9 protein-coding genes and 1 pseudogene are annotated in these 13,379 nt (G+C 73.2%); 8 read left to right on the top strand and 2 right to left on the bottom strand.

Annotation, left to right across the window (positions count from 1 at the left end; genetic code table 11):
- A pseudogene (locus RBH18_RS39545) lies at positions 1 to 512 on the bottom strand (thymidylate kinase); the annotation flags it as partial.
- Positions 513 to 530: 18 nt separating this feature from the next.
- Complete coding sequence (locus RBH18_RS39540; protein WP_306215644.1) at positions 531 to 1,073, bottom strand: hypothetical protein; 543 nt, start codon at positions 1,071 to 1,073, stop codon at positions 531 to 533.
- 101 nt (positions 1,074 to 1,174) lie between these two features.
- Between RBH18_RS39540 and RBH18_RS39535 the strand changes: the two genes are divergently transcribed.
- The 8 genes from RBH18_RS39535 to RBH18_RS39500 form a co-directional block, all read left to right on the top strand.
- Positions 1,175 to 2,437 (top strand): polysaccharide biosynthesis protein, encoded by a 1,263-nt coding sequence (locus RBH18_RS39535; protein ID WP_306215643.1) that lies wholly within the window; start codon positions 1,175 to 1,177, stop codon positions 2,435 to 2,437.
- A 17-nt stretch (positions 2,438 to 2,454) separates the two neighbouring features.
- On the top strand, positions 2,455 to 3,522 hold the full coding sequence (locus RBH18_RS39530; protein ID WP_306215642.1) for a glycosyltransferase family 4 protein: 1,068 nt from the start codon (positions 2,455 to 2,457) through the stop codon (positions 3,520 to 3,522).
- Between the two features lie 11 nt (positions 3,523 to 3,533).
- Positions 3,534 to 4,337: a glycosyltransferase family 2 protein gene (locus RBH18_RS39525; protein ID WP_306215641.1), complete on the top strand. Its 804-nt coding sequence runs from the start codon at positions 3,534 to 3,536 to the stop codon at positions 4,335 to 4,337.
- Positions 4,334 to 5,470: a glycosyltransferase family 4 protein gene (locus RBH18_RS39520; protein WP_306215640.1), complete on the top strand. Its 1,137-nt coding sequence runs from the start codon at positions 4,334 to 4,336 to the stop codon at positions 5,468 to 5,470. Before RBH18_RS39525 ends, RBH18_RS39520 begins: the two co-directional genes overlap by 4 nt.
- A gap of 11 nt (positions 5,471 to 5,481) precedes the next feature.
- Positions 5,482 to 7,521: an ATP-binding protein gene (locus RBH18_RS39515; protein WP_306215639.1), complete on the top strand. Its 2,040-nt coding sequence runs from the start codon at positions 5,482 to 5,484 to the stop codon at positions 7,519 to 7,521.
- 5 nt (positions 7,522 to 7,526) lie between these two features.
- Positions 7,527 to 8,324 carry a sensor histidine kinase gene (locus RBH18_RS39510; RefSeq protein WP_306215638.1) on the top strand — a complete coding sequence of 266 codons (798 nt, stop codon included), beginning with the start codon at positions 7,527 to 7,529 and terminating at the stop codon, positions 8,322 to 8,324.
- 92 nt (positions 8,325 to 8,416) lie between these two features.
- Entirely contained in the window at positions 8,417 to 11,770 is a 3,354-nt protein-coding gene (locus RBH18_RS39505; protein ID WP_306215637.1) for a Neogenin, read from the top strand.
- A gap of 225 nt (positions 11,771 to 11,995) precedes the next feature.
- A partial coding sequence (locus RBH18_RS39500; protein ID WP_306215636.1) for a substrate-binding domain-containing protein occupies positions 11,996 to 13,379 on the top strand: 1,384 nt, incomplete at its 3' end.

The raw sequence follows: 13,379 nt of genomic DNA, 5'->3' as shown, positions 1-13,379 counted from the left end.
CGCTGCACCGGATCCGCCACCGCCCAGGCGGAGCGGGCCTCCACCAGCCGGTACGCCTCCGGCAGCCGCCCTCGCAGCACCGGCCGCACGAGCAGGTCCGCCGTCGCGGCCGCCCCGGTCAGCCGCCGGTCCGCCGCGGTGACGTCGCCCGCCGGCACCAGCAGCACCGGCCCGACGCGCAGGTCGCCGTAGGTCAGGTCCACGACGGCGGGTCCGGTGGCGGTCCGCACGGCGATGCTCAGGTGACACAGCCGGCGCGCATCGTGCGCCTCGGCGATCAGCGCCGCCGGGCCGTGCCTGCGCAGCGCGGCGGCCACGCTCTCGGCCGTGCGCTGGGTGCCGCCGAGCCAGATGTCGAGATCCTTGGGGCCGGTGTCGGCCGCCCAGCGCCCGGGGGCGTCGTCGGCGCCCTGCCAGGCCCACGGCACCCCGGTCGCGTCGAGCGCCGCCGCGATCGCGCGCAGCGTCTCCTCCCGGCTGGGAGCGGTCAGGGCGGGATGATAACCGGTCATTTGCCCTGATTATGACCCTCAGGCGAACGCCACGTGACCCGTATCCCGAACACGGGTCCGGCGGTGCCGGCCCCGGCGCGGCCGATGGCCGAAGGCCGCCACGACGGCCATGAGAATGAGCGCGTTCGCCATCGCGTACGGCGTGAGGTCGACCCCGCCCCGGGCACTGGCCGCCGGGGGCAGCCCGCCGATGAGCGTCCGCGAGCCGGCGCTGGCGCTGCGCCCGCTGACCAGCACCGACGTGCCCGACAGCCCGGGGCGCGCGCCGAGCATGACGGTGTACTTGACCGTACCGTTGTCGTCCGCCCGGACGTCCTGCCACGGGTTGCTGCCGACCCGCACCTGCGCCACCGACTTCTTGCGGTAGCCGATGGCGGCGATGTTGATCTCGCCCGTGGCATCGTCGTAGGTGACGGTCAGGCCGGCGCCCGGCGACACGAACTTGCTCTTGGTCTGCGTGGTGCTGTCCGGCCAGAGCAGGAGGACCGCGGCGGCAGCGGCGAGCAGGACCAGGGTCACGACGACCCGGACCCGCTTGGGGACGCTGCTCAACTTCGCCATGTCCCCACTATGCGGCCGGGTCACGGGCCCGCGGACGCGTGTGACGCAACCTTGCGACGGAAATGAACAGATCTTGAATCGCGCGGCCGATAGGCACGTCCGTGACACTCGGAACCGGCCGGCTCGGCCGCCTGCTCGCGGTCGGCGCCGCCCCCATCGCAGTCGCCGTCGCGGCGCAGAGCCTGGGCAACCTGCTGTTCCACGCGGTGGTGGGCCGGACGCTGGACCCGGCGACCTACGGGGCCCTGGGCGCGGTGCTGGCCGCCATGACGATGCTCGGCGTGCCGCTGGGCGCGCTGCAGACGGCCGCCTCCGCCCTCGTCGCCGAGCACGGCGCGAGCCGGGACACGACCCGTCGTACGCTGCGGTCGGTCGGCCTGTGGTCCCTGCTCCCCGCGGGGATCGTGCTGGCCTGCGCGCCCCTGCTGCGCGACTACTTCCACCTCTCCTCGCTGACCCAGTCCGCCCAGCTCGCGCCCTACCTGGTGGTGGCCGCGCTCGCGGCGGCCGCCCGGGGCCTGCTGCTCGGCGACCGCCGGGTGGCCACCGTCGCCCACACCTACTTCGTGGCCACCGCGATCCGGCTGGGCCTCGGACTCGCCCTGGTCCTGCCGTTCGGGGTGTCCGGCGCGCTGGCCGCCACCGTGCTGTCCGAGCTCGCCGCGCTGCTCGTGGCCCTGCGGCCGCTCCGGGCCGCCACCGGCGCGGGCGAGCACGGGCTGCGGCTCGGCGCGGTGGCGCACGCCGGGATCGCGGTCACCGGGCTGTTCCTGTTCTCCACCGTCGACCTGCTGCTGGCCCGGCACCACCTCGCCGCGGCGGAGTCGGGTGCCTACGTCGCCGCGGCGACCCTGGCGAAGACCGTGCTCGCGCTGCCGGCGGGCATCATGGCGGCCGTCTTCCCGCGCCTGCTCGCCGCCCGCAACCGCCCCGGGCGCGGCCGCGCGCTGCTCTCCGGCGGCGTCGCCGTGACAGGGCCCGCCCTGCTCGGCGCGCTGGTGATCGTCGCGCTGCCGGCGCTGGTGCTGACCGTGCTCTACGGCGACACGTACGCCGGCGAGACCGGCCTGGTCCGGACCCTGGCGAGCGTGGCGGCGCTGACCTCGTTCGTCACGCTGCTCACCAACGCGGCCCTGGCCCGGGACGCCCGCACGATCGCCGTCCCGTGGCTCGGGGCGGTGCTCGAGGTGGCGCTGATCGAGCTGTGGCACGGCTCCGCCACGCAGATCGCGGCCTGCTCGGTCGCCGCGCTGGTGCCGACGCTGCTGGCGATGCTGCTGCTGGAGGGGCGGGTCTGGGCCCGGGCTCCTCAACCGGGGCCGGTCGCTGCCGAATCTTCCGCTGCCGCCCCGACCGCGGCCTGACCCCTCGGAGCCCCCACGTGCGCATCCTGATCCTGAACTGGCGCGACCTGTCCCATCCGGCAGCCGGTGGCGCGGAGGTGTACACCGAGCAGGTGCTGCGCCGCTGGGCGGCCGCCGGTCACGAGGTGACCCTCTTCGCGGCGGCGGTCGCCGGCAAGCCCGCGGCCGAGCTGCGTGACGGCTACCGGGTGGTCCGCGCCGGGAACCGGTTCACCGTCTACCGGGAGGCCCGCCGCTGGTACCAGCGCTGCGGGCGGGGCCGGTTCGACGTGGTCGTCGACGAGACCAACACCGTGCCGTTCATGGCGCACGAGTGGGTCGACGACGCCCGTACGGTCGCCCTGGTGCACCAGACGTGCGAGGAGATCTGGCACCACAACGCCCCGCCGCTGGTCGCGCATCTGGGCCGGCTGGCGCTGGAGCCGCGGTGGCTGCACCGGCTGGCGTCGGCCCCGGTGCTCGCCGTCTCCGAGTCGACCCGCGACGCGCTGGCCCGCTTCGGCGCCCGCGACGTCACGGTCGTGCCCGAGGGCTACGAGCCGCCGGCCACGCTGCCGGACAGCGCCAAGGAGCAGGTGCCCACGGCCGTGTTCTGCGGGCGGATGGTCAGCTACAAGCGGCCGTACGACGTCATGCGCGCGCATCAGCTCGCCCGCAGGCACCTCCCCGACCTGCGGCTGTGGATGATCGGCGGCGGTCCGCTGCTGGACAAGCTGCGCGCCGAGGCGCCGGCCGGCGTCGACTTCGTCGGGCGGGTCAGCGAGCGGGTCAAGCACGACATGATGGCCCGCGCCCACGTGCACCTGGCGACCAGCGTCCGCGAGGGCTGGGGACTGGTGGTCACCGAGGCCGCGGCGCTGGGCACACCCACCATCGCGTACGACGTCCCGGGCCTGCGCGACTCCACCTTCGCCGCCGGCGGGGTGGTCGTCCCGCCGAACCCCGAGGCCATGGCCCACTGGATCACCGAGCTGCTGCCGGGCTGGCAGACGCGCTCCTTCGAGCCGGTTCCCTACGGCGGCGCCCACTCCTGGGACGACGTCGCCACCACCCTCTTCGACGCGGTCTCGCAGCGCGCCGCCTGATTGGAGCTCCCGTGAGGATCAGTTTCGTCGTGCCGACCCGCAACAACGCCCGTACGCTGGCGGCCTGCCTGGGCTCGATCAAGGCCCAGACGCACCCCGACGTCGAGCTGCTGGTGATCGACAACGGCTCCACCGACGCGACGCCGGAGCTGGCCGAGCGCTTCGCGGACAAGGTCGAGCAGTTCGGTCCCGAGCGCAGCGCGCAGCGCAACCGCGGCGCCTTCCTGAGCACCGGCGACGTCGTCGTGTTCATCGACTCGGACATGGTGCTGGAGCCGCACGTCGCCACCGAGATCGAGCAGCAGTTCGCCGCCGCCCCGGGCACCGGCGCGCTGGTCATCCCGGAGCGGTCGTTCGGCGAGGGCTTCCTGGCGCGCTGCCGGCAGCTCGAGAAGATGCTGTACGTGGGCGACCCGGCCGTGGAGTCGCCCCGCGCCTTCCGCCGTGCGGTCCTCGACGAGCTGGGCGGCTGGAACGAGGAACTGACCGCCGCGGAGGACTGGGACCTGGCCGACCGGACCCGCGAGATCACCACGATCGGGCGGGTGCCGGCGTGGATCTGGCACGACGAGGGGCGCATCCAGCTGCGGGCGACCTTTGCCAAGAAGCGCTACTACGGCCGCTGGATCGACCAGTATGTACGCATGCATGCTGATTCGAGCAGCGACAAGTTCGCGCGTACGGCGTTGCTGCGCCGCCCGGGCCGCCTGCTGCGCCACCCGGTGCTCACCGCGGGTCTCGTGACGCTGAAGGCCACGGAGGCGGCCGGGCTGGTGCTGGGCATCCGCGACAGCCGGGCCGCGGCCCGCTCATGAGTCAGGGGCCGCGCGTCGTGCACCTCATCGCCGAGTTCTCGGCGCACGAGGCCATGGGCCGGACCGTCACCGAGACGGCCGGGCGGGTGCCGGGCACCCATCACCTGGTCACGTCGTCGGCGCACGACGGGCACGCGGCCTTCGCGAGCGTGGACGAGCTCGGGGGCGCCGTCGCGTCCTTCCCGCTCGGGCGCACGGCCGCGCTGGCCGGGGTGCTCGCCCGGATCCGCCCCGACGTGGTGCACCTGCACGCCGGGGCGCTCGGGCCGGTGCAGGCCGCGATGCCGGTGCTGCGGCCGTACAAGACGGTGCTGACGGCGTACGCGTGGCCGACCGTGCCCGGACCCGCGGCCTGGCGCCGGGCGTCCCTGGCCGAGATGCGCGCCTCGAACGTCCTGCAGCCCCGCGTGGCCCTCACGACCCTGCTGCCGCCCGCGCTCGCCACGGCGGCCCTGCACCGCGCCGGCGTCTCCACCGTGCTGACGCCCGACCCGCGGGTCGCCGAGCGGCTGGGCAACCGCCCGGGCGTCACGGTGACCCGGCTGCCCTCGGGCGCCCCCGCCGACGAGCGCCGCGCCCGCTTCGACGCCACGTCGCCCACGGTGGTCTTCGCCGGGCGCGCGGAGACCGTACGCGGCCTGGACACCCTGCTCGCCGCCTGGCCCACGGTCCTCGGCCGGGTCCCGGGCGCGCGGCTGCGGCTGCTGCTGATCCCGCGCCCCGAGCTGCCGGCGATCCTGGCCCGCGCCGGGACGCTGGAGGCCGTGGACGTCGTCACCGAGCCGGTCCCCGACCTGCTCGCGGAGCTGGCGGCGGCCCAGGTGGGCACGTGGCCGTTCAAGTTCGACTACACGACGTCGCCGCCCGCGATGGCCGTCGCCGAGGCCATGAGCGTCGGGCTGCCCGTCGTGGCCACCGACGTCGCCTGTGTGCGGGCGGTCCTCGAGCCGGGCGTCAACGGGGTGGCCGTTCCGCCCGCCCGGCCCGCCGAGCTGGCCGACGCCTTGGCGGGCCTGCTGCGCGACGAGCTCTCCTGGCGCCGGTACGCGACCGCGGGGCTGACGTCGGTGCGCGAGCGGCTGGGCTGGGACCGGGCCGCGGCGGTCACCGCCTCGGCGTACGCGGCGGCTTAGAAGGGGTTGTCATGGGGTTCGCGGCACGCGCGCTGGTCCAGGCCCTGCCGGGTCCGGCGGCGATCGTCGACGCCGACGGGCGCATCCTCGTCGCCAACGACGCGGCGGTGTTCCCGGAGGGCTCGACGCTCACCGACCCGGACGGCACGCTGCACGTCGCGCGGCTGGAGGCGGACTGCGGGGCCCAGCGCCGCCTGGTGACCATGGCCGCGCCGGCCGGCCCGGACGCGGTGGCGCGGGCCAAGTCGCAGTTTCTCGCGCTGCTCGGGCACGAGATCCGCACGCCGGTCACCGCCGTGGTGGCGATGGTGGACCTCCTGCGCGCCCAGCAGCTGCCCGCCGAGGCCCGCGAGGTCGTCGACAGCACCCGCCGCTCGGTGCACGCCCTGCGCACGCTGACCGACGACCTGCTCGACCTGGCCCGCCTGGAGACCGGCACGCTCGAGGTCCAGCGGGAGCCGTTCGCCCTGCGTCCCCTCCTGGAGAACGTGGTCGAGCCGTTGCAGCACCTCGTGCGGCGCAAGGGCGTCCTGCTGCTCGCCGCGCCCGCTCCCGACCTGCCCGCGTCGCTCGTCGGCGACGCGGACCGGCTGCGGCAGGTGCTCAGTGCCGTGGTCGGCAACGCCGTGAAGTTCACCGAGGACGGCGAGGTGGTGGTGACGGCCGCCGGAGAGGGGCCGGACTACGTCATCACGGTCTCCGACACCGGGCCCGGCATCGCCGCCGACGACCTCGAGCGGATCTTCGCGCCCTTCACCCAGGCCGACTCCTCCGCGGCGCGGCGGCACGAGGGCGCCGGGCTGGGACTCGCGCTGGCCTCGCGCTTGTGCGAGCGGATGGGCGGCACGCTCACCGCGGAGTCGGTGCCGGGCGAGGGCTCGTCGTTCCACCTACGGCTGCCGCTGGTCGCCGCGCCGGAGCAGCCCGAGGCCGCGGCGCCGCCGCTGGCGACCCGCAAGGTCGCGGTCGTGGCGCCCACGCCGCGCTCGCTCACCGCCCTCTCCTGGCTGCTCACCAGCGCCGGCGCCGTTCCGCTGGCGGCCACGCTCGACGAGGTCGCCACCGGCGCCACGGCGACCGACACGGTCGTCTGGTGCGACGACGCCCACGATCCCGCGGCGGTGGGCCGCGCCGACGAGATCATCGGCGCGCTCGGCACGTCGGGGCAGGCCTTGATGATCAGTACGACGGACCCGCGCACCGGCGTCGTCCGGCGGCCCGGGATGCTCACGGCTCCCCTGGTGCTGGCCCGGCTCGTCGCCGCCCTCAACCGGGAGCGGACCGGCGTGCGCGGTGCGCCCGTCACGGTGGCCCCGCTCGCCGGCGGCCGGGTGCTGCTCGCCGAGGACAACGACGTCAACCGTACGGTCTTCCGCCGCATGATCCAGCTCCTCGGCGTCGAGTGCGACGCGGTGCCCGACGGGGCGGCCGCCGCGGAGGCGCTGCTCGGCCCGGAACCGTACGACGTGGCGCTGATGGATCTGCAGATGCCCGGCACCGACGGCATCGAGGCGACCAAGCGGGTGCGCGCGGCCGGGAACAGCACACCGATCCTGGCGCTGACGGCCACCGCCCTGCACGGCGATCGTGAACGCTGCCTCGCGGCGGGCATGAACGGCCACCTCAGCAAGCCGATCACGCTGCCGGAGCTGCGGACGGCACTGGCTCCCTACCTCTCGGGCGCCGCGGCGCCGGCGACCCCCTTGGACCTGAGCCGGCTGCAGGAGCTGGAGGAACAGTTGGAGGACCGGGCCCTCGTGGTGGCGACCGTGGACACGTTCCTGGCCCAGCTCGACGGGCGCCGGCTCGCGATGTCCGACGCCCTGCGCCGGCACGACGTCGACGGCTTGCGGGCCGCCGCGCACACGCTCAAGTCCTCCAGCGCGCTGCTCGGGGCGATGCCGCTCGCCGACGCCTGCGCCGATCTGGAACGGCAGGCGGTCACCGGGGTGGCCGCCGACCGGCTGACCGAGCTCGTGGAACGCATCGAGAGCGCCGTCAGCGGCGCCACGAAGGGCATGAAGCAGTACCTCGCCGGGGACGAGAGGTGACGATCGTGACGGATCCTGAGACTTTGGCCGCGCAACTCGAGCGGGAGCGGCGGCGCAACGAGGAGCTCGAGCGCACGGTCCACGCCCTGAACGAGTCCGTCCAGGAGCTGGAGGCCTTCGCCCGCGAGGTCAGCCACGACCTCAAGGCCCCGCTCGCCGGCATCCTCGGCTACGCCCAGCTGCTGGAGAACATCGACCTCGGCCCGGCCCGCCCGGCGGAGTTCGACGACTTCGTGCACGAGATCGGCCGGGGCACCAGCCTGATGAACCGGCTGATCGACGACGTGCTCGCCTACTCCACCGCCCGGGGCGCGCGGATCCACCTCACCGACGTCGAGCTCTCCGCGGTCATGGCGGACGTGGCCGCCGAGTGGGCCGCCGAGAGCTCCGGCCCGGCGCCGCGCATCACCTGGGACCCGCTGCCCGCCGTGCACGGCGACGATCTCATGCTGCGCCGCGTGATCGACAACCTCATCGGCAACGCGGTCAAGTACGTCCGGCCCGGGGAGGGCGCCCGCGTACACGTCTCCGCGGACGTCATCCCCGCCGCCGAGGGGCACGAGGGCTTCGCCCGGGTCGAGGTCACCGACCAGGGCATCGGCATCCCCGAGGGGCAGCACGAGGCCATCTTCGGCGAGCTGCACCGGGCCCACCCGTCCTATCCGGGCACGGGTCTCGGCCTGACCATCTGCCGGCGGATCGTGCGCCGGCTCGGCGGCGAGATCGGCGCCGACCCGGACTTCACCGGCGGCGCGCGCATCTGGCTGACCCTGCCGACCGCCCGCAGCATGATTCTTCGGTGAGCTTGCTCATTTGCAGATGTCACCTTGCTCGGGTCTTGAGGTTTGCTTCCGATAGGGCTGGCTGTTCGACTCGATTCCCGAGATGAGGCCAGATGAACGTGAGGCGACTGCTCACCGCGGTGGGCGCGACTCTTGTGGGCGTGGCAGCGACCGCTGTCGTGAACCCGGTCGCCGCACTGGCGGCACCGGCGGCCCCCAAGAGCTTCTCGGTGGCACGCGCCACCGATGACGTCAAGAAGATCAACGTCACGTGGAGCGCCGTCAGCGGCGCCGATCACTACGTCGTCGACGTGGTCGCCGCCGGCAACGTGCAGTCGCTGATCAACGTGCCGGCGTCGACGCTGTCCTACACCGTCGACGCGCCGGACATCACCGCGTCGTACAAGGTGCGCATCGGCGCCGCGGACGCGGCCGACGCGACCACCTCGACCGGCTACTGGACGATCAAGTCGCTCGTGCCGAGCACCGCGAGCGGGCTCTCGCTCGGGCGCGAGGACAACGGCGCCACGGCCGCCATCTCCTGGAAGACGCCGTCGTGGATCGGCTACAAGCCGATGACCGCCTATCACGTGGTCTTCTCGCGCAACTCCGACGGCGTGGTGCTGAAGGACTACCGCAGCCTCGACACGTCGTTCCGCCTGGAGGGCATCGACCCGGCGCTGTCGTACAGCATCTCGCTCACCACCGAGAACGAGTACGGCGCCGGCACCACGATCAAGTCGACCCTGGCCAAGTGGGTGCCGAGCGACCCCAGCGGGCTCATCGTGCAGCGCCGCTCGGACGACCCGAACACCGTCGAGGTGCTCTGGACCGAGGCTGCCTCGGGCGTCGCGCCGACGTACTACCAGATCGGCTACGGCGAGTCGAAGGTCACCGCGATCACCAAGGTGACCGCGCCGGCGACCTCGGGCTCGATCAAGCTGGACACCACCAAGGCGTGGATGGTGCAGGTCAAGGCGTACAACGCGAACGGCGGCAGCAACGGCATCACCGGCACCGTGCCGGTCTGGACCGCCCCCGCCGCGCCGGCCGCGACCACGCCCACCACGGTGACGGTCGACCCGACGCCGGCCGCCACCACGCCGGCCGCCGCGACCCCGGTCACCGCGCCGACCGCCGCGCCGGGTGCCAGCCCCGAGGAGACGACCACCTCGACGACGGTGACCACCGGCAACGACCGGACGCCGCCGACCATCAAGGCCACGCTGACGCCGACCCCGAAGAGCTGGATCGTCGCCCCGACGACCCTCAGCTTCGCCTGTGACGACCTCACCGAGATCGCCTCCTGCCCGGCCGACATCAAGGTCGACAAGGACGGGGCGCAGCAGCGCTTCTCCGGCACCGCGATCGACAAGGCCGGCAACACCACCACGATCACGCTGACCGTCAACGTCGACATGACCGCCCCGATCATCACCGCGACGGTCCAGGGCACCAAGAACGCCGAGGGCTGGTACACCTCGGTGCCGGTCATCCACTACACCTGCTCCGACGCCACCTCCGGCGTGAACCTGTGCCCCGCCGACACCCCGGTGACGAAGGACGGCCTGGGCCAGAAGATCATCGGCACGGCGTACGACAAGGCCGGCAACACCACGCCGACCCCGGTCACGATCAACCTCGACCAGCTCGCGCCGGCCGTCACGGCCACCGTGCTCGGCGACGCGAACGCCGACGGCTGGTACACCGTGGCCCCGACCATCCGCTACACCTGCAGCGACACGCTGTCCGGCGTCGCGCTCTGCCCCGACGACAAGAAGGTCACGACCGACGGCAAGCTGGAGACCGTCGCGACCGCCGCCCAGGACAAGGCCGGCAACGCCGCGGACGTCGCGCTCAAGCTGAACGTCGACACCAAGGCGCCGGAGATCACCGCGGAGATCGTGGGCGACAAGACGGCCGACGGCTGGTACACCGGCGAGCCGATCGTCCACTTCAGCTGCGCCGACGACGCGTCCGGCGTGGCGTACTGCCCGAGCAACCAGGTCGTCCGGCTCGACGGCAGCGACCAGACCCTCATCGGCACCGCCAAGGACGTGGCCGGCAACACCGCCACCGCCTCGATCACGGTGAACGCGGACAAGGTCGCCCCGGCGATCACGGCGACCGTCATCGGCGCCGAGCCGAACGCCGACGGCTGGTACCGCAGCGCGCCGACCGTCCACTTCACCTGCAGCGACGCGGGCTCCGGCATCGCCAGCTGCCCCGAGGACACCACGCTGACCACCGAGGGCGCCGAGCAGAAGATCGTCGGCACCGCCGTCGACAAGGCCGGCAACGCCGCGACCGCCACGCTGACCCTGAAGATCGACGCCACCGCGCCGGAGATCACCGCGACGGTCGTCGGCGACAAGACCGACGACGGCTGGTACCGCACTGCCCCGGTCATCCACTTCGAGTGCACCGACGCCGGCTCCGGCATCGCCGGCTGCCCCGGCGACAAGACGGTCCTCGCCGACGGCGCGAACCAGATCGTCCTGGGCACCGCGACCGACGCCGCGGGCAACACGGCCACCGCCTCGGCGACCGTGAACCTGGACTCGGCGCTGCCGACGATCAAGGCCACCGTGCTGGGCGAGAAGAGCGCCGACGGGTGGTACCGCACCGCCCCGGTCGTGCACTTCGAGTGCACCGACGCCCTGGCCGGCGTCGCGGTCTGCCCCGACGACGTGAAGGTCACCAAGGACGGCGCCGACCAGCGGATCGCCGGCTCGGTCATCGACAAGGCGGGCAACACCGCCGCCGCGGCAGTGGCCGTCAACGTGGACCAGATCGCCCCCGAGATCACCGCCACGGTGACCGGCACCAAGAACGACGCCGGCTGGTACCGCACCAACCCGACCGTCCGCTTCACCTGCGCCGACAACGTCTCGTCGGTCGCCAGCTGCCCCGCCGACGTCACGGTCTCGACCGAGGGCGCCAAGGTCAGCGTGCCGGGCAAGGTCACCGACAAGGCCGGCAACACCAACGAGGCGTCGGTCAGCCTGAACATCGACAAGACCGCCCCGAAGGTCTCCGTGGCCGGCGCCGTCAACGGCACGGTCTACGGCATGGAGGCGCTCCCCGTGGTCTCCTGCCTCACCACCGACGACACGTCGGGCGTGGCCACCCCGGCCGCCATCACGCACACCAGCACCGACAAGGGCGTGCACACGGTGGTCTGCAAGGGCGCGGTCGACAAGGCCGGCAACGCGGCGAACCCGCTGACCATCACCTACACGGTCGAGCCCACCATCGCGTGGCTCATCCAGCTGACCCACCAGTACGCCGGGGACAACGCGACCGCCGCGGTGCTGGGCAGCCTGGACACCTCGCTCACCAAGCGGTGGTTCCTGATCTACATCGCCAAGGTGCTGGCGCTGACTGTCGGTAAGAAGCCGGTGATCTCCAGCGCCCAGGCCACGACGCTCATCTACTGGGCGTACGTGCTGGACCGGAAGTACTGATCACCATTCCTTAAGGGATCATTAAATGCAGGGCCCGGGTGTACGCGAACCCGGGCCCTGCGCCTTTGTGCACTGACGGCGCAGTTGATCTCCATTTCCGCAAGTGCAGATACCCGACGGTACCCATCGCCCGGAGCGCATATTTAGGCGACTATTCTTCGTGTTCGCGGGCCGCCAATCCCGTGACTGACAGTGATCGGAACGAGACGAGCGGGGCAGTACTGGATGGACGGGACCCTGGGCACCGGCACACTCCTGCTGTGGGGCGTGGCCGGCTTGGCCGCGCTGCTGCTGCTCATCTGGGTGGTCGCAGGCGTCGTGCACGCCCGCCGCAAGCCGTCCGCACCCCCCGCACCCGCGCCGCCGACCGGCGCCCCGCCGCGTACCAACCGCGTCATCACCGAGTCGGGCACGCTGGCCCCGGCGGGCTCACTTCTCCGCCCCGACGCCGAGCCGCAGCGCTACTCCTGGGAGGAGCCCCGCTCGCACCGCCGCTTCAGCCGGTGGCCGGTCGCCTTCGCCACCGTGGCCGTCCTCGCCGCCGTCGCCGGGGGCATGACCTGGCTGCAGCGCGACCGCGACGCGGCCGCCGAGCGCCAGAGCGCCGAGGGCTGCCCCGACACCATCCTGCGCGTCGCCGCCGCCCCCGAGATCGCCCCGGTCATCGAGGCCGCCGCCCGCAAGCTGGCCCCCGAGGGCGCCTCCTGCGGCCCGGTCTACGTGGGCGCCGAGGAGCCGTCCACCGTCGACGACAGCGTGCAGAAGCCCGACGTCTGGATCCCCTCCAGCAGCGCCTGGCTCGCCCTCGCCGCGGCCGAGGGCACGACCTACGACACCAAGGGCGGCCCGCTGGCCCGCTCGCCGATCGTGCTCGCCGCCCCGCCCAAGACCGCGGCCCGCTTCGCCAAGCGGGACAAGACCTCCTGGGCGGCGCTCATCGACAGCGTCAGCAAGCAGCGCGTCAAGGACGTCGCCATGCCCGACCCGCAGCACAACACGGTCGGCCTGCTCTCCGTCTACGCGGTCCAGGCCGCCATGAACAAGACCACCCCCGACGACGGCATCGCCCAGCTGCGCGCCCTGACCCTGCGCAGCCGCCTCACCAACGCCAACGCCGACCCGGCGGTCCTGCTGCGCGACAACCCCACCGAGGTCTTCCCGACCACGGAACAGCAGCTGACCGCGTACGGGCGGGAGAAGCCGGCCACCGAGCTCACCACCCTGTACCCGCAGGACGCCGTCATCGAGGCCGACTACCCGTACGCCATCGCCCGCACCACCAAGCACCGCGACCTGGCCAACAAGCTGCGCGCCGCGATCACCACCCAGTCCCTCACCGCGGCCGGCTTCCAGGCCGAGGCCGACCCGCGCGCCCTCAAGCTCCCCACCGACCCGAGCCGCCTCACCAGCACGGCCCAGCAGTGGTCCCAGTACCGCACGTTCCCCTTCCAGGTCCTGCTGCTCGTCGACGGCTCCGGCTCGATGAACCAGAAGGTCACCGACAAGGGCGGCCGCGTCACCACCAAGGCCACCCTCCTGCGCGAGTCGGGCGCCAACGCCAACACCCTCTTCGGCGACGACACCAGCATCGGCATGTGGTACTTCTCCT

It is taken from the genome of Actinoplanes oryzae (assembly GCF_030757795.1).
Taxonomy (GTDB): Bacteria; Actinomycetota; Actinomycetes; order Mycobacteriales; family Micromonosporaceae; genus Actinoplanes.
Note: the sequence above shows the minus strand (reverse complement) of the source record. Positions and strands in the feature narration are given on the sequence as shown.